The sequence below is a fragment of the Salinicola lusitanus genome, from assembly GCF_003206045.1.
GTDB lineage: Bacteria > Pseudomonadota > Gammaproteobacteria > Pseudomonadales > Halomonadaceae > Salinicola > Salinicola lusitanus.
The window spans coordinates 91995-113938 of record NZ_PZJM01000010.1 but is presented as its reverse complement, the minus strand read 5'-3'; the positions used below and the strand labels follow the sequence as shown (position 1 = coordinate 113938).

Genomic DNA, 21944 nt, shown 5'->3' with positions numbered 1-21944 from the left:
CGCGCCGGGTCGAGCCCCTGGCCACAGGCCCTGGCCCCACGACGATGAAGTAGCCCATGAAAGAGACGATTACCCAACTGCTCGACACCGCCGTCGCCACGCTCCAGGGCGCAGGCGAGCTGCCGGCCGACCTGAGCCCCGCCATCAAGGTCGATCCGACCCGCGACAAGGCCCACGGCGACTACGCCACCAACCTGGCGCTGGTGCTGGCCAAGCCGGCCGGCTGCAAGCCGCGCGACCTGGCCGACAAGCTGATCGCAGCGCTGCCGGAGAACGACGCGATTCGCCGCACCGAGATCGCCGGGCCAGGCTTCATCAACTTCTTCGCCGCCACCGACGCCATCGCCGGCATCGTCAGCCAGATTCTCGACGCCGGCGACACCTTCGGCCGCAGCCTGATCGGTGCCGGCGAGAAGGTCCAGGTCGAATTCGTCTCCGCCAACCCCACCGGGCCGCTGCACGTCGGCCATGGTCGTGGCGCCGCCATCGGCGACTGTCTCTGCCGGTTGCTGGAAGCGACCGGTTTCGACGTCACCCGCGAGTTCTACTACAACGACGCCGGCGCCCAGATCAACAATCTGATGCGCTCGGTTCAGGCTCGCGCCCAGGGACTCGGTCCCGATGACGAGGGCTGGCCCGAGGATGGCTATCGCGGCGACTACATCGCCGATGTCGCCCAGGCCTACCTGAGCGGTGAAACCGTGACTGCCGATGACCGCGAGGTCACCGCCAAGGCCGACCCGGACGACGGCGATGCCATTCGCGCCTTCGCCGTGGCCTACCTCCGCCGCGAGCAGGACCTGGATCTCAAGGCATTCGGCGTCGAGTTCGATGTCTATTTCCTGGAGTCCTCGCTCTACGCCGAGGGCCGCGTCGAGGAGACCGTCAATGCGCTGGTTGCCGGCGGCCACACCTACGAGGCGGATGGCGCCCTGTGGCTGCGCACCACCGACTTCGGTGACGACAAGGACCGGGTGATGCGCAAGTCCGACGGCGACTACACCTACTTCGTGCCCGATGTCGCTTACCACTACAACAAGTGGCAGCGAGGCTTCACCACCGTGATCGACGAACAGGGAGCCGACCACCACTCCACCGTCACCCGGGTTCGCGCCGGGCTGCAGGCGCTGGAAGTCGGCATTCCCCAGGGCTGGCCGGACTACGTGCTGCACCAGATGGTGCTGGTGACCCGTTCCGGGGTCGAGGTCAAGCTTTCCAAGCGTGCCGGCAGCTATGTCACGCTGCGCGATCTGATCGATGAAGTCGGCCGCGACGCCACCCGCTATTTTCTCGCCGCTCGCCGCGCCGACTCCCAGCTCACCTTCGACATCGATCTGGCGCGCTCGCAGACCAACGACAATCCGGTCTACTACATCCAGTACGCTCATGCCCGCGTCTGCAGCGTACTGCGCAAGGCCGAGAATGATGGCCTCGCCTTTGACCATGGCGTCGCGATGGCCAACCTGGAGCGCCTCGACGCCCCCCAGGAGAAAGCCCTGATGAATCGGCTGGCACGCTATCCGGATAGCGTCGAGCGTGCTGCCCGCGCCCGCGAGCCGCATCAGATCGCACAGTATCTGACCGAGCTCGCCAGCGATTTCCACACCTGCTACAACGCCCAGAAAGTCATGGTCGACGATGCCGAGCTGCGCAATGCGCGGCTGGCGCTGGGTCTGGCGACACGCCAGGTCATTGGCAATGGATTGGCGCTGCTCGGCGTCAGCGCCCCGGAGGAGATGTAAAACATGGCACGCCGCCCCGCTCAGAGCAGCCGCTCGTCCTCGTCTCGCCCTTCCCCCAAGGGCGCGACCACCAAGTCCCGCCCGCGCGCCTCGAACAGTGGCGGCGGTCTCGGCGGCATCCCGGGCTGGCTGTGGGCGATTGCCGGCCTGATCGCCGGCTTTGCTCTCTCGCAGTACCTGGATCGCTCCTCGCCGGAACCGGTGGCGGCCGTCGTGCCCAGGCCGACATCCAGCCAGACGTCGGCCCCCACCGATCAAGGGAGCGGCGGCAGTGGCACAGGCGGCCAGAGCAGCACCCCTCAACAGCCGGCCACGCCGACGTTCGAGTTCTACACGCTGCTGCCGGAGACGGAAGTCATTGCGCCCAACAGCGACAGTGCGGAACCCGCACCGTCGCCCCAGGCCGCGCAGGAGGCCGCCGCCGACAATGCGGCCAACACCACCAAGCAGCCGACACCCAGCGGTGGCCGCTACGTGCTGCAGGCGGCGTCCTTCCGCGACATCAACGACGCCGAGCGCCTCGCCAACCGGCTCAAGGATTTCGGCCTGCTGGCCAAGATCACCGACGTTCGAGCCAATGGCGATCAGCTCTGGCACCGGGTCCAGGTCGGTCCCTACGAGGATAAGCGCGAGCTCTCCCGGGCCCAGGATCTGATGGTGACCCAGGGCATCGAGCCGCTGTTGCTGCGCCTGCAGAACTAGGCGCGACGCCCCGTACCACCGCTGCTGCATCCAGACGACCGACCTCTCTTGTCGGTCGTTTTTCATGCTGGATTCCACGAGCGCCGCGCCCTCGTTCGGCGCGATACGCCTGGGCCGGCCGCCGCTAGCGCACGTCGTTGGCAATCCGTTGCTTGATTTCCCCCTTCTCCGCCCACACCTCTCGATGCATGCCGCATCGCGTTCTTCGTTTCTCGTTCGAGACGGGCATCGTCAACCGGGAACGCGATCGCACACGTTTTTTTCGGCGCCGCCTCTGCTATCCGGCGGCGCGTCATCAGGAGTCAACTGCATGACCACAATCGTATCCGTGCGCCGTGGCGATCAGGTCGCCCTGGCCGGTGATGGCCAGGTGTCACTGGGCAACACGGTGATGAAAGGCAACGCCAGCAAGGTTCGTCGCCTCTATCGCGGCCAGGTGCTGGCCGGTTTCGCCGGCGGCACCGCCGACGCCTTCACCCTGTTCGAGCGCTTCGAGGCCCAGTTGGAGAAGTACCAGGGCCATCTGACCAAGGCGGCCGTCGAGCTGGCCAAGGAGTGGCGCACCGACCGCGCGCTGCGTCGTCTCGAGGCGATGCTCGCCGTCGCCGACAAGACGGCATCGCTGATCATCACCGGCAACGGCGACGTGGTCGAACCCGAGCGCGGTATCATCGCCATCGGCTCCGGTGGCCACTTCGCCCAGGCCTCGGCCCGCGCGCTGCTCGAGAACACCGAGCTCGGCGCCCGCGAGATCACCGAGAAATCGCTCAACATCGCCGCCGACATCTGCGTCTTCACCAATCATCAGATCACGCTCGAAGAGCTGTAACGAGGCCGAACCCCATGTCTGAGAACCCGTCCCAAGAGCGCGCCAGCGCGCAGCCTGCGTTGACCCAGTCGGCGATGACACCGCGCGAGATCGTCCATTCGCTGGACCAGTACATCATCGGCCAGCACGACGCCAAGCGCGCCGTCGCCATCGCCCTGCGCAATCGCTGGCGCCGCATGCGCCTCGATGAACACATGCGTGGCGAGATCGTGCCCAAGAACATCCTGATGATCGGACCCACCGGCGTGGGCAAGACCGAGATCGCCCGCCGCCTGGCGAAACTCGCCGGTGCACCCTTCCTCAAGGTCGAGGCGACCAAGTTCACCGAGGTCGGCTACGTCGGCCGCGATGTCGAGTCGATCATTCGCGACCTGATGGAGATGGCGATCAAGATGGTCCGCGAGCAGGCCAAGATGGAAGTGCGCCACAAGGCCCAGGACGCCGCCGAGGATCGCATCCTCGATGCCCTGCTGCCGCGCCCGCGGGGCAGCGAATACGACGCCGGCCGCGACGACTCCTCCACGCGTCAGGTCTTTCGCAAGAAATTGCGTGAAGGCCAGCTCGATGACAAGGATATCGACATCGAGGTGACGCCGGCCAGCCAGGGCGTGGATATCATGACCCCGCCGGGCATGGAGGAGATGACCAACCAGCTCCAGAGCCTGTTCGCCAACATGGGCAAGCAGAAGACCGAGACCCGCCGCGTGCCGGTCAAGGATGCCTGGAAACTGCTGCAGGACGAGGAAGCCGCCAAGCTGGTCAACGAGGAGGAGATCAAGCAGCGTGCGCTGGAAGCCGTCGAGCAGAACGGCATCGTGTTCATCGACGAGATCGACAAGGTCGCCAAGCGCGGCGAGTCCGGCAGCGGCGGCGATGTCTCCCGCGAGGGCGTGCAGCGAGACCTGCTGCCGCTGATCGAAGGCTCCACCGTCTCCACCAAGCACGGCATGGTGCGTACCGACCACATCCTGTTCATCGCCTCCGGTGCCTTCCACCTCTCCAAGCCCTCGGACCTGATTCCGGAACTGCAGGGTCGCCTGCCGATCCGGGTCGAGCTGACGGCGCTGACCCCGGACGACTTCAAGCGGATCCTGACCGAACCTTCGGCGGCACTGACCAAGCAGTATCGGGCACTGCTCGACACCGAGGGCCTGGATGTCCAGTTCACCGAGGATGGTATTTCGCGCATCGCCGAGATCGCCTGGCAGGTCAACGACGGCACCGAGAACATCGGCGCTCGTCGCCTGCACACGGTGATGGAGCGGCTGCTCGAGGAAGCCTCGTTCCAGGGCGGCGATTTCGCCAGTCCTCTCGTCGTCGATGCCGACTATGTCAACGACAAGCTGGGCGAACTGGCGGTGGACGAGGACCTGTCGCGGTATATCCTTTAAGTCACGAGCCGTGAGCCAACGATGATCNNCCTGCCGATCGAGCTGCTACGGGTCTACTCGCCCTCGGCGGAAGTCCAGGGCCATCATCCCAGCGAAGCCGTGTTGCAGACCGGCAAGCGCCACGTCGGCCTGCTGGATATCTCCCAGGCCGGTCGCTACGCCCTCAAGCTGCATTTCGACGATGGCCACGATACCGGGCTCTACACCTGGGAGTATCTCCACGAGATGGCGACCCACCAGCAAGCGTGGTGGGAGAACTACCTGAGCCGGCTCGAGCGTGCCGGTGCCTCCCGGGACCCCGGCGTGATCCAGATTCATCAGGTCTGAACCCGGCCGGATACCGGACGAGGGCCGTCGGCACGCCCGCTCCCAACACCTGCCAGCCGCGATGCGCGCAGACAAGTTTACGACCAGACGCTACAATGCGGACTCGGTCGATTCACATCGACTGGCCTCGGCTCGAGCACGTCGGTCACACGGCTCGAGCCGCTCGGCAGCACATCGCCCAGACAGCGATGCCGCCGCCCCAACGGCGTCAGTTTCGCCGCCCGCGTCATCTCGGAGAAAAGCACATGGACAAGCGCACGACCGACTTCGGCTATGAAAAGGTAGCGGTCGACGAGAAGGCCGCCCGCGTGGCCGACGTCTTTCACTCGGTGGCCGCGCGCTACGATGTCATGAACGATCTGATGTCATTCGGCATTCATCGCCTCTGGAAACAGCTGACACTCGAGCGCAGCGGCGTTCGCCAGGGCCATAGCGTGCTCGACATCGCCGGTGGCACCGGTGACCTGACCCACCAGTTCGCGAAACGCGTCGGCCCAAGCGGTCGCGTCATCCTGGCCGATATCAACGAATCCATGCTGCGCGTCGGGCGTGACAAGCTGATCGACCACGGCATCGGCGACAACGTCAAATACGTCCAGGCCAATGCCGAGAGCCTGCCGTTTCCGGACAACAGCTTTCACTGCATCACCATCGCCTTCGGCCTGCGCAACGTCACCGACAAGGACGCGGCGCTGCGCTCGATGACCCGCGTGCTCAAGCCCGGTGGACGCCTGCTGGTGCTGGAGTTCTCCAAACCCGTCAACGGCCTGCTGTCGAAAGCCTACGACCAGTACTCTTTCCGTCTGCTCCCGCAGATGGGGCGGCTGGTCGCGAATGACGCCGACAGCTACCGCTATCTGGCGGAGTCGATCCGCATGCATCCGGACCAGGAGACGCTCAAGGGCATGATGCAGGCCGCCGGGCTCGAACGGGTCGAGTACACCAACATGACCGGCGGCATCGTCGCGCTGCACCGCGGCATCAAGCTCTGAGGGCCGGCGAGATGGTGGAGACTTTCGCCCTGGTCGCCCTGGAGCGCTCGTTGAACACGCTATTGCGGCGCGACCCGGCGTCCCCAGCCAGGCTGGCCGACCTGGCCGGACACACCCTGCGGTTGACGTTCGCCGAGGCGCGGCTGGGGCTGCGCGTCGGCTTCCATGTCGATGGCATCACGCTGGGGCGAGTGCACGACTGGCATGACGAGGACGACCTGGAAATCACCGTGGACCGGCAAGTGGTGACCCGGTTGATGGCGGGCGACTCGCCGGAGCGCCTGCTGTTCAGCGGCCAGCTCCCGGCGATCGGCCAGACCGGGTTGCTGTCGCCGATACAGACCCTGTTCATGGACCTCGATATCGACTGGGAAGGCGCCCTGTCAGGGCTCATGGGCAACGGTACCGCCCATGGCGTCGCCAATGGCATCCGCCACCTCGATCGTCAGGCGCGCTACCTGGTCACCGAGTGGCGCCAGGACCTCCGCGATTATCTTTTCGAGGAACGACGCTGGCTGGCAGGTCGCGACCAGCTCGCCGTCGCGCGCGATCACCTCACCGAACTCCAGCAAGCCGTCGACCGTGTCGGGGCCAGAGTGGCCAGGTTGCAACGCCGTCGGGAGTCGCATTCATGAGTCTGCGGTTATTTCGTATCGCCTGGACCGTCTCCCGTTATCGCCTCGACAGCCTGGTTCCCCAGGACAGACTCCCGCCGGTTCTGCGCTGGCTGTGGCGATTTGCCCCGGTCCGGCTGATTCCGATCGGCGATCACTCGCGCGGCAAGCGGTTGCGGCTGGCGCTGGAGTCGCTGGGGCCGATCTTCGTCAAGTTCGGCCAGATGCTGTCGACCCGCCGCGATCTGCTGCCACCGGATATCGCCGACGAGTTGAAACGCCTACAGGATCAGGTTCCGCCCTTCCCTGGGGAGACCGCCCGCGCCATGGTGGAGGTCGAACTCGGCAAGACCGTCGAGGAGGCTTTCGCCGCGTTCGAGACCGAACCGATGGCCTCGGCCTCCATCGCCCAGGTCCACGCGGCCGAACTGCATAGCGGCGAGCAGGTCGTGGTCAAGATCATCCGCCCCGGCATCGATCGCATCATGCGCGAGGATATCGGGCTGCTCTACACCTTCGCGCGGCTGATGCGGCGGATTCCCGAGGCGCGCCGGCTGAGGCCGGTGGAGGTGGTTCAGGATTACGAAGCGACCCTGTTCGACGAGCTCGACCTCAACAAGGAGGCCGCCAACACCTCCCAGCTCAAGCGCAACTTCCAGGGGTCGCCGCTGCTCTACGTCCCGGCCATCCACTGGTCGCTGACTCACCGCCAGGTCATGGTCCAGGAGCGCATCACCGGCATCCCGGTCGCGGATATCGAGGCCCTGCGCGCGCAGGGCACCGACCTCAAGAAACTGGCCGAGCGCGGCGTCGAGATCTTCTTCACCCAGGTGTTCCGCGACAACTTCTTCCACGCCGACATGCACCCCGGCAACATCTTCGTGTCGCGGGAAAACCCCACCGAACCGCGCTACATCGCCATCGACTGCGGCATCGTCGGCAGCCTGACCCGCGAGGATCAGGACTACCTGGCACGCAATCTGCTCGCCTTCTTCCGCCAGGACTATTATGAGGTCGCGGTCCTGCACATCGAATCCGGCTGGGTCGGAGAAGGCACCCGGGCCAACGAATTCGCGTCGGCGATCCGCGCGGTGTGCGAGCCGATCCTGGAGAAACCGCTCAAGGACATCTCCTTCGGCCAGGTGCTGCTGGGCCTGTTCCAGACCGCGCGGCGATTCAACATGGAGGTCCAGCCACAGCTGGTGCTGCTGCAGAAGACCCTGCTCAACATCGAGGGCCTGGGCCGCCAGCTCTACCCCGACCTGGACCTGTGGAGCACCGCCAAGCCCTATCTCGAGCGCTGGATGCGCGAGCGCGCCGGCCCCAAGGGGTTCTGGAAGACGCTTCAGAAGCACGCGCCGGAACTGGCGCACCAGATTCCCGAGCTGCCGGTGCTCGCCCACCAGGCGCTCTCCGATCGCGAGCAGCAGCGCCGGCTCTATCGCCAGCAGACGGAGGCGCTGTCGGGGCTGGAAGCGCGTTTCCAGCGGGCGGCGCCGCGTGCCAGGCGTCTCCGCCTGGGGGCCATCCTGCTGGCGGTAGCCCTGGCCTGGCAGCCGATGCTGGGCTGGGCGGAACAGCAACCCTGGCCGGTCCTGGTGGCGGCNNCCATCACCGTGGCCTCAACAAGATTCTGGAGAAGGTCGGCGAGGAAGCTACCGAAACGCTTCTTGCCGCCAAGGATGTCCAGGTAGATGATGCACGGAGTCGCCAGGAGCTGGTCGGCGAAGTGGCGGACCTGTGGTTCCACAGCCTTGTCATGCTGTCGCATCTCGATATCGATCATCGGGAAGTGCTATCGGAACTGGCCAGGCGCTTCGGCGTTTCCGGACTGGACGAGAAGGCCTCTCGCCGATGAAACTCATGAATCATCATCGCGTCAACGCGCATCAGTAAGGAGAAAGTTATGCTGGGTGGGATCAGTATCTGGCAGTTGTTGATCGTCCTCGGGATCATCATCCTGATCTTCGGCACCAAGAAGTTGCGCAATGTCGGTAGCGATCTCGGCGGTGCCGTCAAGGGCTTCAAGAAAGCCGTAGGTGAAGACGAGGAGGAGAAGAAAGGGAGCAATACGCAGCACAGCATCGATCACTCCCAGGATTCGACTCATACGTCCCAGGACAGCACATTCGACAGTCGCACGGACGAGACCCACAAGACGTCCGACGACAAGGTCGAGCGCAAGTAACCGGCATGTTCGATATCGGTTTCTTCGAGCTGCTGCTGATCGGCATCGTCGGGCTGCTGGTGCTGGGGCCCGAGCGACTGCCCAGGGCTGCCCGCACGGCAGGGCTCTGGGTCGGGCGGATCAAGCGCAGTGTCTCGACCATGCAGCGGGAAATCACCTCGCAGCTCGAGGCCGAGGAACTGCGCCAGAAGCTGGCCGAGCAGCAGAAAAAACTGGACGAGAACGTCAACCAGGCGCGCCGGAGTGTCGAGAAACATTTCGAAAGCGGCGAGAAGCGGGACACCCAGGCCCCATCCGCTTCGTCCGCCGACGAGCTGCATCGCGTCGAAAGGCCAGCACCCGCCGCATCGGATGATGCCTCGTCCGCCCCTCACGACGCCTCACCCGCGGACAAGGATTCGGCTTCCCGATGAGCGATGCCTCTTCTCCACCGCCAGACGAAAAGCAGTCACAAGCCCCGCTGATCGAGCACCTGATAGAGCTGCGCTCGCGCCTGCTGAAGGCCGTGATCGTCGTTGTACTGGTATTCGTCGGCCTTTACGCTTTCTCCAATGATATCTACCGCTTCGTGGCCGATCCGCTGGTGGCGCTGCTGCCCGCCGGCTCGAGGATGATCGCGACGGAGGTCACGTCACCGTTTCTGGCCCCGTTCAAGCTGACCATGGTGGTCGCCATCTTCGCGGCGATCCCGTTCATCCTCTATCAGGCCTGGGCCTTCATCGCGCCCGGGCTCTACAAGCACGAGAAGGCGCTGGCATTTCCGCTGCTCGCCTCCAGTATCCTGCTATTTTACTGCGGTGCCGCCTTCGCCTATTACGTGGTGTTCCCGCTGTTGTTCAGCTTCTTCGTCCACACCGGACCACAGGACGTCACGGTGATGACGGACATCAACGCCTACCTCAATTTCGTGTTGAAGATGTTCTTCGCCTTCGGCGTGGCCTTCGAGATCCCCATCGCCACGTTCCTGGTCATCTGGACCGGGATCGCCGACGTGAGGAGCTTGAGCAAGAAACGTCCCTACGTGATCCTGATCTGCTTCATCATCGGCATGTTGTTGACGCCGCCGGACATCATTTCGCAGAGCCTGCTGGCCGTTCCCATGTGGCTGCTGTTCGAGGTCGGAATCCTCTTCGGCCGCCTCGTCCAGCGTCGGCGCGCGGAAGAGCCCACGGATTGATTCGTCCGGTTGTGACCATTGCGACAACACCCCCATCCCGGCCGTCGACTCGGTTGTTATACTGGGGGCGCCAAGCCCCCGATGTCATCGTTTTGTCATTCGTCACTGATAGCTTGATCGTCGGTGACGCGAAGGGGCCGTGAGGCCCCTTCGCCGCCTATCGTGGAGAGATTCATGCGTTATTCCCTGTCGCGTCAGTATCCGGCCACCCGCCTGCGTCGTCTTCGCAAGAGCGACTTTTCCCGCCGCCTGGCCAGAGAATCGACATTGACCACCGACGACCTGATTCTCCCGGTCTTCGTGCTCGATGGCGAAAATCGCCGCGAGCCGGTCTCCTCCATGCCGGGCGTCGAGCGCCTTTCCATCGACGAGTTGCTGCGCGAAACCGAGGAGCTGGTCGAACTCGGCATCCCCGCGATCGACCTGTTCCCCTTCACACCGCCGGAGAAGAAGACCGTCGACGGTGCCGAAGCCTGGAACCCGGACGGCGTGATCCAGCGCGCCATCCGGGCGCTGCGTGAACGCTTTCCCGACCTCGGCATCATCACCGACGTGGCGCTCGATCCGTACACCACCCACGGCCAGGATGGGGTACCGGACGAGAACGGCTACCTGCTCAACGATCGCACCATCGAGGCGCTGATCAAGCAGGCGCTGTCGCATGCCGAGGCCGGCGCCGACGTGATCTCACCGTCCGACATGATGGATGGCCGTATCGGCGAGATTCGCGCCACCTTCGAGCGCGAGGGGCTCCACGAGACCCAGATCATGGCCTACTCGGCCAAGTACGCCTCGAAGTACTACGGTCCGTTCCGCGACGCCATCGGCTCCAGCGGCAATCTGGGCCGCGCGGACAAGTTCAGCTACCAGATGGACCCGGCCAACACCGACGAGGCGCTCCACGAGACCGCCCTGGACATCCAGGAGGGGGCCGACATGGTGATGGTCAAGCCCGGCATGCCCTATCTGGACGTCATCCAGCGAGTGAAGGAGTCGTTCGGTGTCCCGACCTTCGCCTACCAGGTCAGCGGCGAGTACGCCATGCACATGGCCGCCTTCGAGAAGGGCTGGCTCGACGCCGACAGCGTGATCCTGGAGTCGCTGACCTGCTTCAAGCGCGCCGGTGCCGACGGCATTCTGACCTACTTCGCCAAACGCGCCGCGCAACTGCTCAACCCTTGAGGGCCGCGGGCGTGTCGGCCCCGGTACCGGAGACTTGTGATGACGGATTCTGGCACGACGGACACGCCCAACAGCTCGGTCGATCTTTCCTTGCCGGCCACCGGTGAAGAGACGCCTCCGCCCTTGCGCGTCAATCGCACGCGCAAGGGGATCCATGCCAAGGAGGCGCCCTCCTCGCAGGCGGATCTCGACGACGCCGCGCTCTACTTCAACCGCGAGCTGTCGCACCTGCAGTTCAACATCCGTGTGCTCGAGCAGTCCCTGGATCCTTCGCATCCGCTTCTCGACCGGTTGATGTTCCTGCTCATCGTCTCCTCCAATCTCGACGAGTTCTTCGAGATCCGGGTCGCCGGCCTCAAGCACCAGCTGGCTTCGTTTCATGAAGAGACCGGTGCCGATGGGATGACGCCGGCCCGCGTGCTGAGCGAGGTCTCGCGCATCGGCCACGAGCAGGTGGAACGTCAGTACCGTATTCTCAACGACGTCCTCGTGCCGGCCCTGGAGGAGCAGAAGATCCGCTTCCGGCGACGCGCCCAGTGGACGCCCGAGCAGGCGGCCTGGGTCGCCGACTACTTCGAGGAGGAGATCGCCCCGGTGATCAGCCCGATCGGGCTGGACCCCTCGCACCCCTTCCCGCGGCTGGTCAACAAGAGCCTCAACTTCATCGTCGAACTCGAGGGCACCGATGCCTTCGGCCGCGAGGGCGGCATGGCGATCCTGCCGGCACCACGCTCGCTGCCACGCTTGATCCGGTTGCCGGAAGCGCTTTGCGAAACGGGTTTCACCGATTACGTGTTCCTGTCGTCGATGATCCACGCCCACGCCCACGAGGTGTTTCCCGGCATGGAGGTGGAGGGCTGCTATCAGTTCCGCCTGACCCGCAACGCCGACCTCTCGGTCGATCCGGAAGAGGTCTCGGACCTGGCCTCCGCCCTGCGGGGTGAACTGCTGGCCAGACGCTACGGCAGCGGCGTCCGCCTCGAGGTGGCCGACAACTGCCCCGACAGCCTGATCGATTTCCTGCTCAAGCAGTTCGAGCTTGGCGAGGAGGATCTCTATCGGGTCAATGGCCCGGTCAACCTGACCCGCATGATGGCGGTCCTCGGCGACGTCCAGCGTCCCGATCTGCGCTATCGGCCGTTCACCCCCGGCCTGCCCAAGCCATTGCGCGGTGAGGTGAACCTGTTCTCCGCCATTCGCCAGGGCGACATCCTGCTGCACCATCCGTTCCAGTCGTTCACGCCGGTGGAGGACCTGCTGCGTCAGGCAGCACGCGATCCCGATGTCATGGCGATCAAGCAGACGCTCTATCGCACCGGCGCCGACTCCGCGATCGTCGGCGCCCTGGTGGAGGCGGCCCGCGGCGGCAAGGAAGTGACCGTGGTGATCGAATTGCGGGCGCGCTTCGACGAGGCCGACAACCTGGCGCTGGCCTCCCGACTGCAGGAAGCGGGCGCCATCGTCATCTACGGGGTGATGGCCTACAAGACCCACGCCAAGATGATGCATATCGTCCGGCGCGAAAAGGGCGAGCTGCGCCACTACGCTCACCTCGGCACGGGCAACTATCACGCCAAGACCGCCAAGCTCTATACCGATTACAGCCTGATGACCGCCAACGACGAGCTGTGCGACGACGTCCACAAGGTATTCCAGCAGCTCTCCGGCATGGGCAAGCCCCGCAAGATCAACACCCTGCTGCATGCCCCCTTCACGCTTCACAAGACGCTGATCGAGATGATCGATCGCGAGGCCAGGCTGGCCGAGAACGGCAAGAAGGCCAGGATCGTCATCAAGTGCAATGCGATCACCGAGCCCAAATTGATCCGCGCGCTCTACCGCGCCTCCCAGGCCGGCGTGACCTGCGACCTGATCATCCGCGGCATGTGCTGTCTGCGCCCCGGCATCCCGGGCATTTCGGACAACATCCGGGTGCGTTCGATCATCGGCCGATTCCTCGAACATACCCGCGTCTATTACTTCCACAATGACGGCAAGCATGAAGTCTGGTGCTCCAGCGCCGATGCCATGGAGCGCAACATGTTCCACCGCGTCGAGACCTGCTTCCCGCTACTGGACAAGAAGGTCGCTCAGCAGGTGCGCAAGGATATCGACACCTACCTGCTGGACAATTGCCAGAGCTGGGAGCTCGACACCGAGGGGCAGTATCATCTCCGCCTTCCCGGAGACGCCGAGCCGATCAGCGCGCAGGAGACCCTGCTCTACGCTTACGCCAGCCAGGCCTGAGCTCGACGCTCGAAGGAAGCCTAAACCAAACCGCCTCCGTCGTAAGCGACGGAGGCGGTTTTCTCTTTCAGCTTCTAGCCGCGTAGCGGCGCTCTTCCCACTTTCGGTTACACCCCGACCTCCCCGCCATCACGCTTGCGGATCACCACGGTGGAGGCCCGCGGACGGATCTCGCCCGAGGGGGCAATCGTCGCATCCTGCACGTTGGCACCAGGATCGGCCGGCCAGTTGCCCGGGTGCTGGATGTTGATGAACAGCGAGGTCTTGTCCGGCGTAGCGAAGATACCGGTCACCTCACAGCCGTTGGGGCCGACGGCGAAACGCTTGAGCTGGGCCTGGTCGGCGGCATCGATCACCGCCTTGTCGCCCGGGCCACGGCTGACGCTGGCCGGCACCACCGCCAGCACCTGGTCGTTGGTGTAGTCGGTGACTCCCTCGTAGCCGTTGTCGGTCTCGATCCACAGGATGCCGCGGCCGTCGCCGCGGTCGTCGTACCACAGGCCGTCGGGGCTGGCGAACTGGTTGAGTTCGGTGAGCCCCGAGTAGTTGTCGGCATCGCTCTCGGCGGCGCCGAAGACGAAGACCTCCCACTCGAAACTGGTGCCCGCGGGGGACGGCTCAAGCCAGCGGATGACCTGGCCACCCTCGTTGTCCGGACGCGGGTTGGGGCCGTTGACCGGAGCGGTGGCATAGCCCACGCCCAGCTCGTCGACGTCGCTGCCGCCATTGGTGTAGGTGGCGGCGGTGCCCTCGGCGGTACGTTTGGAGTTGTTGGTCAAGGTCATGTAGACCTCACCCGACGAGGGATCGACGGTGCCCCACTCGGGGCGGTCCATCGGTGTCGCACCCATGAAGTCGGCGGCGTCGCAGGTGTTGATGAGCACACCGGCGAGGTCACGCTCGTTGGCCAGCTCGAGCGCCTGCCACAGCGGGCGGCCGTCACGGGTGGTGGCATCCGGCGTCAGCGGCAGCCAATCGCCGCTGCCATCGGCGTTGAAACGCGCCACGTAGAGGGTGCCCTCGTCGAGGTACTTGGCGCCGATCGCCAGACGGTCGTAGTCCTGACCGGGGCGGTTGGCGTCCTGAGGGTCCCACTTGGCCTTGGAGACGAACTTGTAGATGTACTCGTTGCGCGAGTCGTGGCCGGTGTAGAACACCACCGGCTCGCCTTCGATCACCTTGCCCGGCCAGCACCCTTCGTGGCGGAAGCGGCCGATATGGGTGCGCTTGAGCGCGGCGGTCTCGGTGCTCACGCTGGCGGTGTTGCCGTAGGGGTCGATCTCCACCACATAGCCGAAGGTGCGCGGTTCGTTACGGTAGTCGCCGGACGCAGAAGCCGCGCTCGGCGTGGCGTCGAAGCGCGCGAACTCGCCGTTGCTGCCTCCCTGGGCGGTCTCCCAGCCGTAGCGGCTGCGGCCCGTGGGCACCCCCAGACGATCGTCATCGGGGTAACGATCGCTGGCCTTGGTGAAGACATTGGGCCAGTTCTCCTCGCAGGTGAGGTAGGTGCCCCAGGGGGTGAAGCCGTTGGCGCAGTTGTTGTTGGTGCCGCGGGTGCGCGTCCCGTTGGTGGAGTAGGCGGTCACCACGTAGTCGCTACCGCGCACCGGGCCGGCGAGTTCGATCGGCGTGGCCGAGGTGAGGCGGCGGTTGTAGCGCGATCCGCGCTCTTCGCGCCACTGGCCATCGCTGCCGAGCGCCAGCTTGACCAGGGTCACGCCGTGGGCGTTGATCTCGGTGCGCGCCTCGTCGGCCGGACGTGCGCCCTCTTTGGCGTTGGTCGGGCCGCCCTGCGGCGCCCACAGCGCGCTCTGGTCGATGTACTCGTTGTTGAGCGCCATGATGAACTCGCGCGAGGCGCTCTCTTCGCTCAGCGCGAAGTTGTGCATGCCGTCGTGGTTCATGCCCACGCTGGCCGCCTGGTACTCGGGCGTGACGCGGCGGTCCGCGGACCAGGCGCCGACACTGTTGTCGAGCGGGGTGCCCCAGGGGATCAGCACCTGGGCGACATAGCCTTCCGGCACCACAACCGCATCGGTGCGCGAGCCGCGAATCGAAGCGAATGCCAGCGCCAGCGGGGTGACTTCCGGCGAGCCGCCGCCGGAGCCGCCGTTATCGTTGCTGTCGCCGCTGCTGCAACCGGCCAAACCGAAGCCGCCAAGCAGGCCCATGGCGGCAAGCCCGGCGCCACCCTGCATGATGCCGCGACGCGAGATGCGGCGCGACAGTACCGACGAGAACGGCTCGTTGCCGCTCTGGTTGAGAACGCGATGATCCTCGATTTCCTTGCTCATGGGGTGTCCCCTCTCTTTGGAGTCATTCACTAATGACGGTCTGCTGATCCACGGCACCCGGACCGGCGATGCGCGCCGCCGGCCACTTGGCGATCCAGCGCGTGCGGCCACCGGAATGCGTTACCCGGAGGCAACTTAGAGCAGCAAAGTGACAACACCATGACGACCTGACGGCAGCGCCACAGCCGTCGCGCCGTCATAAAACCGTCATCCCCCAGTCATTAGGATGCCGAGTCCGGCGGCGGCGAAGACCGTACGCCGCGTTGGATCATTCGCGGGAGCCTCATGACTGACCCCCTTTCCACCGCCCCCCAGGCCGCCACCGGCCGGGGCTGCGATCCCACTCGCCGCCGTCTGGTCGGCACCCTGCTGGGCGCCGGACTAGGCGCTGGCCTGAGTGCCGGAATGAGCGGCTGCGCCGCGCCGCTGACAGCCAGTGCGCGGGCACCGACCCCAGGGCGCCAGGTCGAGATACTCTATCTGGCCGATACCCTGGAGTGCCTCGGCCCCACGCGGATCGTCGCCCCCGCCACCTATCTCGGCCCGGCCGAGCTGCTCGGCGCTGCCCCCTGGGCCACGGCGGCCGGTGTGACCACGCTGGCGGGCAGCGCCGCCGCCGAGTGGGCCGCACTCTATACGCCGCAGAGCGCCGCCCGGCGCCACACCGCAGGCTATGGCGGGCTGGCCGCCCGGCTCGACCGCCTGCGCCGGGAACTCGGCGCCGAGCGCACCCTGACCCTGGAGAACGGCCAGTGCTGGAGCGGCAGCGGCCTGGGCCATCTCGCCAACGGTAGTGCCGGCGTCGCCGCCAGCCGCCTGCTGGCCAGCGACGCCCGGGTCAGCAGCGATGAACGCGTACTCTGGCCACAGCGTGCCGCAGCGCTCTACCGCGACTACGCGCGCCCGGTGCTGGGCAATCTGGCCACGCCGCCCGCCGGCGTCAGCGCGGCGACCCGCTTCGAGCGCGATGGCGTCCAGGTGGTGGTGGTCGGTGCCAGCGACCCCAACGCCCTGGACGAGACCCGCCCGCTCGATCAGTGGTACCAGGCCCTGGCCGAGAGCGTGGCCAAGGCCGCCGAAGGCGCCGAGCTGGTGGTGCTGCTGGCCGACACCGGCAGCGCCACCGCGCGCTGGCTGGCGGCGCGGCTGCCACAGGTCGATCTGGTGCTGGCCGCCCGCGGCCAGGATTTCTGGCCCCGTCTGATCGCAGTCGACAATGCCCACGGCGCCCCGGTGCCGCTGTGTCTCCCCGGCAGCCACGCCAGCGGCTGCTTTCATCTCAGCTGCCGCAGCACCCGCGACGGCTGGCAGATCCACGCCGAGTTCCAGCGCAACGACGTCACGCCGAACGCCGCGGCCGCCGATCACCAGACACGCTTCGACGCCCTGCGCGCTCCCTACGCCGGCTGGCTCGACCGCCCGCTGGGCAGCGCCCCCGACTGGCTGTGGCGCCGTGACAGCGTCGGCGGCACCTGGGACGGCCTGATCGCCGCCGCCCTCACCGGGGAGAGCGACACCACCCGCGCCCTGCTGCCGGGGCTGCGCCACGACACCCTGCTGGCCCCCGGCGAGACGATCACCCGCGATCACCTGTGGCGCCTGAGCGGCGGCCATCCGGCCCGGGTCGTCGATCTCGCGCCGGACCCCGACGCACTGGCGCGCCTGCTCGAGCGCGCGCTGGACAACAGCCTGGGTACGCCGCTGATCCTCAATGACAGCCGCGACCTGCCGCGTCTCTCGGCGACCCACTGGACGCTCGACTACGGTGCCGCCACCGGCGCGCGCGCCCATCTCGACGCACTGCCCGGCGGTATCACCTGGCGCAGCTTCAGCGCCCGCCCCCAAGCCGGTGGCGAACCGCTGTGGCAGCGCCTGGAGCGCTATCTCGGCGACCACGGCGGCACGCCGCCCGCCCCCACCCCGCCGAGCCTCGAGGCGCGTTACGTCGAGGGGCATCCCGGTTGGCATCCGCAGGCGCGTCTGAGCACATGACCCTCCCGGCCTGGCTGAGCGCCCCGGCACAGTGGCTGGCGCTGTGTCTGCTGGCGTGGCTGACGGCCCAGGCGCTGACCGGCACGGCGCGGCTGCTGGCCCCCGCCGCCCCTGTCACGCCGCCGACTACCTTCCTCCTCGACCCCGCCGCGCTGCCGCCGGTACCCACCGCCTGGCAGCCGCAGGCCGCCGAGGCGGACCGGCGCATCCCGCTCACCGACCTGCCCTACCGCGTGGTCGGCCGGGCACTGAGCGAAAGTGACACGAACTCGCTGGTGGTGCTGGCGACCCCCGACGGCCAGCGCGCGCTGATGCCGGGGGATCGCATCGCCGCCGACATCACCCTGGCACGCATCGACGACGAGGGTGTGGTGCTGTCCCGCGCCGGGCGGCTGGAGCGGCTGCCCTGGCCCGAACCGACCGCCGCGCCGAGCGGGGGCATCTCGCCCGCCGCCCCGACCACCGCCGCCACCGCTTCTTCATCCACGCTTTCGGAGTCATCCCCATGAGCTCCCTGCCATCTCGATCGGCGCTCACGCTGCTGCTGGCCCTGCTACCAGCGCTGCTGCTGGCGACCCCGGCCCTGGCCCAGTCACAGCCCCAGACGCCCGCGAGCGGAACGGCCGGCGCCACCACGGATGCCACCCCGCGCTATGACGTCGACTTCCAGGAGACCAGCCTGCGGGAATTCATCGACAGCGTGGGGCGGATCACCGGCCATGAGTTCCTCGTCGACCCGCGGGTCCAGGGCACCATCTCATTGACCAGCCAGCGGCAGTTGAGCGCCGACGAGCTCTACCGCCTGTTCCAGAGCGAGCTGCAGATCAACGGCTACGCCACGGTCCCGCTCGGCGGCGGACAGGTGCGTATCGTGCCGGCCCAGGCCTCGCGCACTCAACCGCTGCCGCTGGGCGACGCCGCCCAGGGGGGCAATGTCGCCACCGGCGTGATCGAGACACGCAACCTGGACGCCGCCACCCTGGCCAACGTGCTGCAGCCGCTGGTCGACAGCCAGGTGGGCACGGTCACGCCATGGCCGGAGAGCCATCTGGTGGTGGTCACCGACTGGCGCGACAATCTCCAGCGACTGACCCAACTGGCCCAGCGTCTCGACCGCCAGCACGATCTCCAGGCCGCGGTGCTGCCGTTGGCGCACGCCTCTGCCGACGAGCTCGCCGGCACCATGGACTCGCTGATGCAACGCGAGGGCGGCGGCCAGGTGAAGGTGGTGGCCAACCCGCGTGCCAACGCCCTGGTGGCCTACGGCGACCCCGCCGGGCTGGCCCGGGTGCGCCAGCTCGTCGCCTCGCTGGATGCGCCCCAGGCCCAGGCCCAGCAGCGCAACACCCGGGTGATCTATCTCAACAACGTCAGCGCCGAATCGGTGGTCGCGGTCCTCGGCGGGCTGACCGGCGAGCGCTCCCAGAGCGCGGGGGGCACCGACGCCAGAAACCAGGTGCAGCAGCTGCTCCAGCGCGCCAGCGGCGGCGATAGCGCGCTGCAGGGCGGCCGCCTCGGCGCCATGGGTGACACCGGCGGCAGCGGGCTGCCCGCGCTGCCGGATGCCACCAGCCGCAACGCCGCCGTCGCCGGTACCCTCGGCGCCGGCGACGAAGCGGTCGGCTTCGCCGTCCACCCCTCGACCAACGCCCTGGTGCTGATCGGTCCGCCGGCGCGGCTCGACGCCTACGCCAGCATCATCAAGCAGCTCGACATCCGCCGCGCCCAGGTGGCGGTGGAAGCGATCATCGCCGAGATCACCGAGTCCCGCGCCAAGCGCCTCGGCGTGCAGTGGCTGTTCGGCGATCTCTCCGGCAGCGGCACCGTGCCGGTGGGCGGTTTCAACTACGCCGCCGACGGCCAGCCGGGGATCAATGCCATCGCCGGTGCCGCCGCACGAAACGACACCAGTCAGCTGGCGCGGCTGCTCGGCAGCATCACCGGGGCCAGCGCCGGGGTCGGCCGGATCAGCGACAGCGGCGTGAGCTTCGCCGCCCTGCTCGGTGCGCTGCAGAGCGACAGCGAGACCAACCTGCTGTCGACCCCCTCGCTGACCACCCTCGACAACGCCCAGGCCTATATCCTGGTGGGCCAGGAGGTCCCTTTCGTCACCGGCTCCACGACCTTCAACGAGAACCCCTACCAGATCATCCAGCGCGAGGATATCGGGGTCAGCCTGCGCATCCGCCCCTCGATCAGCTCCGACAACACCATCCGCATGGACATCGTCCAGGAGGTGTCGTCGATCGACCCCAACGTCCAGGCCTCCGACGTGGTCACCAACAAGCGCGAGATCGAGACCTCGGTGATCACCCGCGACGGCGGCATCGTGGTGCTCGGCGGGCTGATCAGCAACGCCGGCAACTCGAGTTCGGCGCGGGTGCCGCTGCTGGGCGATATCCCGCTGCTCGGCAAGCTGTTCCAGTACAACCGCGACGAGCGCGAAAAGCGCAACCTGATGGTGTTCATCCGCGCCCGGGTGCTACGTGATGCCGCCCAGATGGACAGTGCCACGGCTGAAAAGTACCGCTACATGCGCGCCCAGCAGCTGCTCGCCGGATTCGACGACGACCAGGCGCTGGCGCCCTGGACGGCGGCAAACACGGCCGTCGGCGGCATGTCTTCGGCTGCCGCGGGAATGGAGAGTGCGAGAAGGGATGGCGCGGCGCTGAGCGCGCCGGGGCAGCCGCGCTGGAGCGCGCTGTTCCCCGATCAGCGCAGCCGCCTGGGGAGCCTGGCACCATGACCGCGACACCGAGCCTCTCCGCCAACGACGATAGCGTCGCACCGCTGCCCTATCGGCTGGCCAAGCGTGCCGGGGTGGCGCTGGCCCCGGGCGCCCACGGCTACCGCCTGCTGTGCCGCGACACGCCGTCGCCGCTGCAGCTCGAGGTGCTGCAGGATATTCAGCGCCGTCTGGGCCGCGCCGAGGGCTGCGAGTGGCTCGACGGCGACACCTTCGAGGCACGCCTGGCCGCGCTGCATGACGGAGGGCGCGCCGACAACGCAGCGCTGCTGGAGGGCCTGGCCGAGCACGTCGACCTCGACAGCCTGATGCAGGAGCTGCCACGCGCCGAGGATCTGCTCGAGAGCGAGAACGAGGCGCCGGTGATCCGGCTGATCAACGGCGTCTTCTCCGAAGCCCTGCGCCTGGCCGCCTCGGACATCCACGTCGAGCCGTTCGAGCGCGAGCTGGTGATCCGGCTGCGGGTGGATGGCGCCATGCGCGAGGCGCTGCGTCCGCCACGGGTGCTGGCGCCGGTGCTGATCTCGCGGATCAAGGTGATGGCGCGGCTCGACATCGCCGAGAAGCGCCAGCCCCAGGATGGCCGCATCACCGTGCGCGCCGCCGGCCGCGACGTCGATATCCGCGTCTCCACCCTGCCCGGCATCCACGGCGAGCGGGTGGTGATGCGTCTGCTCGACAAGCACGCCGCGCTGCTCGACCTCGACCGCCTGGGCATGCCGCCGGCGGTGCTCGAGCGCTACCGCCGGGTACTCGAGCAGCCCAACGGCATCCTGCTCAACACCGGGCCAACCGGCTCAGGCAAGACCACCACCCTCTACGCCAGCCTCAATGCGCTCAACGACCGCAGTCGCAATATCCTCACCGTCGAGGACCCGGTGGAGTACGCCATCCCGGGTATCGGCCAGACCCCGGTCAACCCCCATGCCGGGCTGACCTTCGCCCGCGGCCTGCGCGCCATCCTGCGCCAGGACCCGGATGTGATCATGATCGGCGAGATCCGCGATCTGGAGACCGCCGCCACCGCGGTGCAGTCGAGTCTCACTGGCCACCTGGTGCTCTCGACCCTGCACACCAACAGTGCGCTGGGAGCGATCGCGCGCCTGCGCGACATGGGCATCGAGCCGTTTCTGCTGGCGACCAGCCTCAAGGGAGTGATGGCGCAGCGCCTGGTGCGTCGGCTGTGCCCGGCGTGCTGCGAATGGCGCCCGCGCCGGGCCGACGACGCCCAGTGGCTGCCCGGCATCGAGACGCTGTCGCGCCTGGCCGAACCCCAGGGCTGCGACCACTGCGACCACAGCGGCTACCGCGGCCGTCTGGGGCTTTACGAGTTCATCCCCATCGACGCCCGACTGGCCGGCCTGATCCATGAGCGCGCCCCCGAGGCGGCGCTGGCCGAGTACGCCTTCGGCCAGGCCGGCGCCCAGAGTCTGGCGCAGGCGGCGCTGGCGCGGCTGGCGGCGGGCGAGACCGCCCTCGACGAGGTACTGCGTGCGATCCACCGCTGAGCTTGCCCCCCGC

17 protein-coding genes and 2 pseudogenes are annotated in these 21944 nt (G+C 67.1%); 18 read left to right on the top strand and 1 reads right to left on the bottom strand.

The features are described 5' to 3' along the window. The first annotated feature begins 56 nt into the window (after positions 1 to 56). The 14 genes and pseudogenes from argS (at position 57) to ppk1 (ending at position 13391) form a co-directional block, all read left to right on the top strand. Positions 57 to 1742, top strand: coding sequence for an arginine--tRNA ligase (gene argS, locus DOM45_RS16520; RefSeq protein ID WP_110602305.1), 1686 nt, complete (start codon positions 57 to 59; stop codon positions 1740 to 1742). Positions 1743 to 1745: 3 nt separating this feature from the next. Continuing rightward, complete coding sequence (locus tag DOM45_RS16515) at positions 1746 to 2444, top strand: SPOR domain-containing protein (protein ID WP_110602304.1); 699 nt, start codon at positions 1746 to 1748, stop codon at positions 2442 to 2444. Positions 2445 to 2754: 310 nt separating this feature from the next. Next, the gene (hslV, locus tag DOM45_RS16510) at positions 2755 to 3273 is read left to right on the top strand and encodes an ATP-dependent protease subunit HslV (protein ID WP_110602302.1); all 519 of its coding nucleotides are present in this window, start codon (positions 2755 to 2757) and stop codon (positions 3271 to 3273) included. Positions 3274 to 3287: 14 nt separating this feature from the next. Beyond that, positions 3288 to 4664, top strand: a complete 1377-nt coding sequence (hslU, locus tag DOM45_RS16505) for an ATP-dependent protease ATPase subunit HslU (RefSeq protein WP_280951700.1) — start codon at positions 3288 to 3290, stop codon at positions 4662 to 4664. Positions 4665 to 4694: 30 nt separating this feature from the next. After that, positions 4695 to 4991 (top strand): annotated as a pseudogene (locus DOM45_RS16500) (gamma-butyrobetaine hydroxylase family protein); the annotation flags it as partial. A gap of 245 nt (positions 4992 to 5236) precedes the next feature. After that, entirely contained in the window at positions 5237 to 5983 is a 747-nt protein-coding gene (gene ubiE, locus DOM45_RS16495) for a bifunctional demethylmenaquinone methyltransferase/2-methoxy-6-polyprenyl-1,4-benzoquinol methylase UbiE (RefSeq protein ID WP_110602300.1), read from the top strand. An 11-nt stretch (positions 5984 to 5994) separates the two neighbouring features. Next, positions 5995 to 6618: a ubiquinone biosynthesis accessory factor UbiJ gene (locus DOM45_RS16490; RefSeq protein ID WP_110602298.1), complete on the top strand. Its 624-nt coding sequence runs from the start codon at positions 5995 to 5997 to the stop codon at positions 6616 to 6618. Then, positions 6615 to 8291: a ubiquinone biosynthesis regulatory protein kinase UbiB gene (gene ubiB, locus DOM45_RS16485; RefSeq protein ID WP_110602296.1), complete on the top strand. Its 1677-nt coding sequence runs from the start codon at positions 6615 to 6617 to the stop codon at positions 8289 to 8291. Before DOM45_RS16490 ends, ubiB begins: the two co-directional genes overlap by 4 nt. Next, positions 8207 to 8455: pseudogene (locus DOM45_RS16480) on the top strand (phosphoribosyl-ATP diphosphatase); the annotation flags it as partial. The gene ubiB and the pseudogene DOM45_RS16480, both read left to right, overlap by 85 nt. Positions 8456 to 8503: 48 nt before the next feature. Then, a complete protein-coding gene (tatA, locus tag DOM45_RS16475; protein ID WP_110602294.1) occupies positions 8504 to 8785 on the top strand; it encodes a Sec-independent protein translocase subunit TatA in 282 nt (93 codons plus the stop codon). Positions 8786 to 8790: 5 nt separating this feature from the next. Next, the gene (gene tatB, locus DOM45_RS16470) at positions 8791 to 9198 is read left to right on the top strand and encodes a Sec-independent protein translocase protein TatB (protein ID WP_110602292.1); all 408 of its coding nucleotides are present in this window, start codon (positions 8791 to 8793) and stop codon (positions 9196 to 9198) included. Continuing rightward, positions 9195 to 9962 carry a twin-arginine translocase subunit TatC gene (gene tatC / locus DOM45_RS16465; protein WP_110602290.1) on the top strand — a complete coding sequence of 256 codons (768 nt, stop codon included), beginning with the start codon at positions 9195 to 9197 and terminating at the stop codon, positions 9960 to 9962. Before tatB ends, tatC begins: the two co-directional genes overlap by 4 nt. Positions 9963 to 10136: 174 nt before the next feature. After that, positions 10137 to 11144 carry a porphobilinogen synthase gene (gene hemB / locus DOM45_RS16460; RefSeq protein WP_110602289.1) on the top strand — a complete coding sequence of 336 codons (1008 nt, stop codon included), beginning with the start codon at positions 10137 to 10139 and terminating at the stop codon, positions 11142 to 11144. A 39-nt stretch (positions 11145 to 11183) separates the two neighbouring features. Then, positions 11184 to 13391, top strand: a complete 2208-nt coding sequence (gene ppk1 / locus DOM45_RS16455; RefSeq protein ID WP_110602287.1) for a polyphosphate kinase 1 — start codon at positions 11184 to 11186, stop codon at positions 13389 to 13391. A gap of 107 nt (positions 13392 to 13498) precedes the next feature. On the opposite strand, the gene DOM45_RS16450 is transcribed toward ppk1, so the two are convergent. Next, complete coding sequence (locus tag DOM45_RS16450) at positions 13499 to 15685, bottom strand: PhoX family protein (protein WP_110602285.1); 2187 nt, start codon at positions 15683 to 15685, stop codon at positions 13499 to 13501. Positions 15686 to 15970: 285 nt separating this feature from the next. On the opposite strand from DOM45_RS16450, the gene DOM45_RS16445 reads away from it, so the two are divergent. The 4 genes from DOM45_RS16445 to DOM45_RS16430 are packed head-to-tail and all read left to right on the top strand — an operon-like array spanning position 15971 to position 21931. After that, positions 15971 to 17677, top strand: coding sequence for a bifunctional UDP-sugar hydrolase/5'-nucleotidase (locus DOM45_RS16445; protein ID WP_157958458.1), 1707 nt, complete (start codon positions 15971 to 15973; stop codon positions 17675 to 17677). After that, complete coding sequence (locus tag DOM45_RS16440) at positions 17674 to 18186, top strand: type II secretion system protein N (RefSeq protein WP_110602282.1); 513 nt, start codon at positions 17674 to 17676, stop codon at positions 18184 to 18186. Before DOM45_RS16445 ends, DOM45_RS16440 begins: the two co-directional genes overlap by 4 nt. Further along, positions 18183 to 20423 carry a type II secretion system secretin GspD gene (gspD, locus tag DOM45_RS16435; protein WP_110602281.1) on the top strand — a complete coding sequence of 747 codons (2241 nt, stop codon included), beginning with the start codon at positions 18183 to 18185 and terminating at the stop codon, positions 20421 to 20423. Before DOM45_RS16440 ends, gspD begins: the two co-directional genes overlap by 4 nt. Next, the gene (locus tag DOM45_RS16430; RefSeq protein ID WP_110602279.1) at positions 20420 to 21931 is read left to right on the top strand and encodes a GspE/PulE family protein; all 1512 of its coding nucleotides are present in this window, start codon (positions 20420 to 20422) and stop codon (positions 21929 to 21931) included. The genes gspD and DOM45_RS16430 overlap by 4 nt, the downstream gene beginning before the upstream one ends. Positions 21932 to 21944 lie beyond the last annotated feature (13 nt).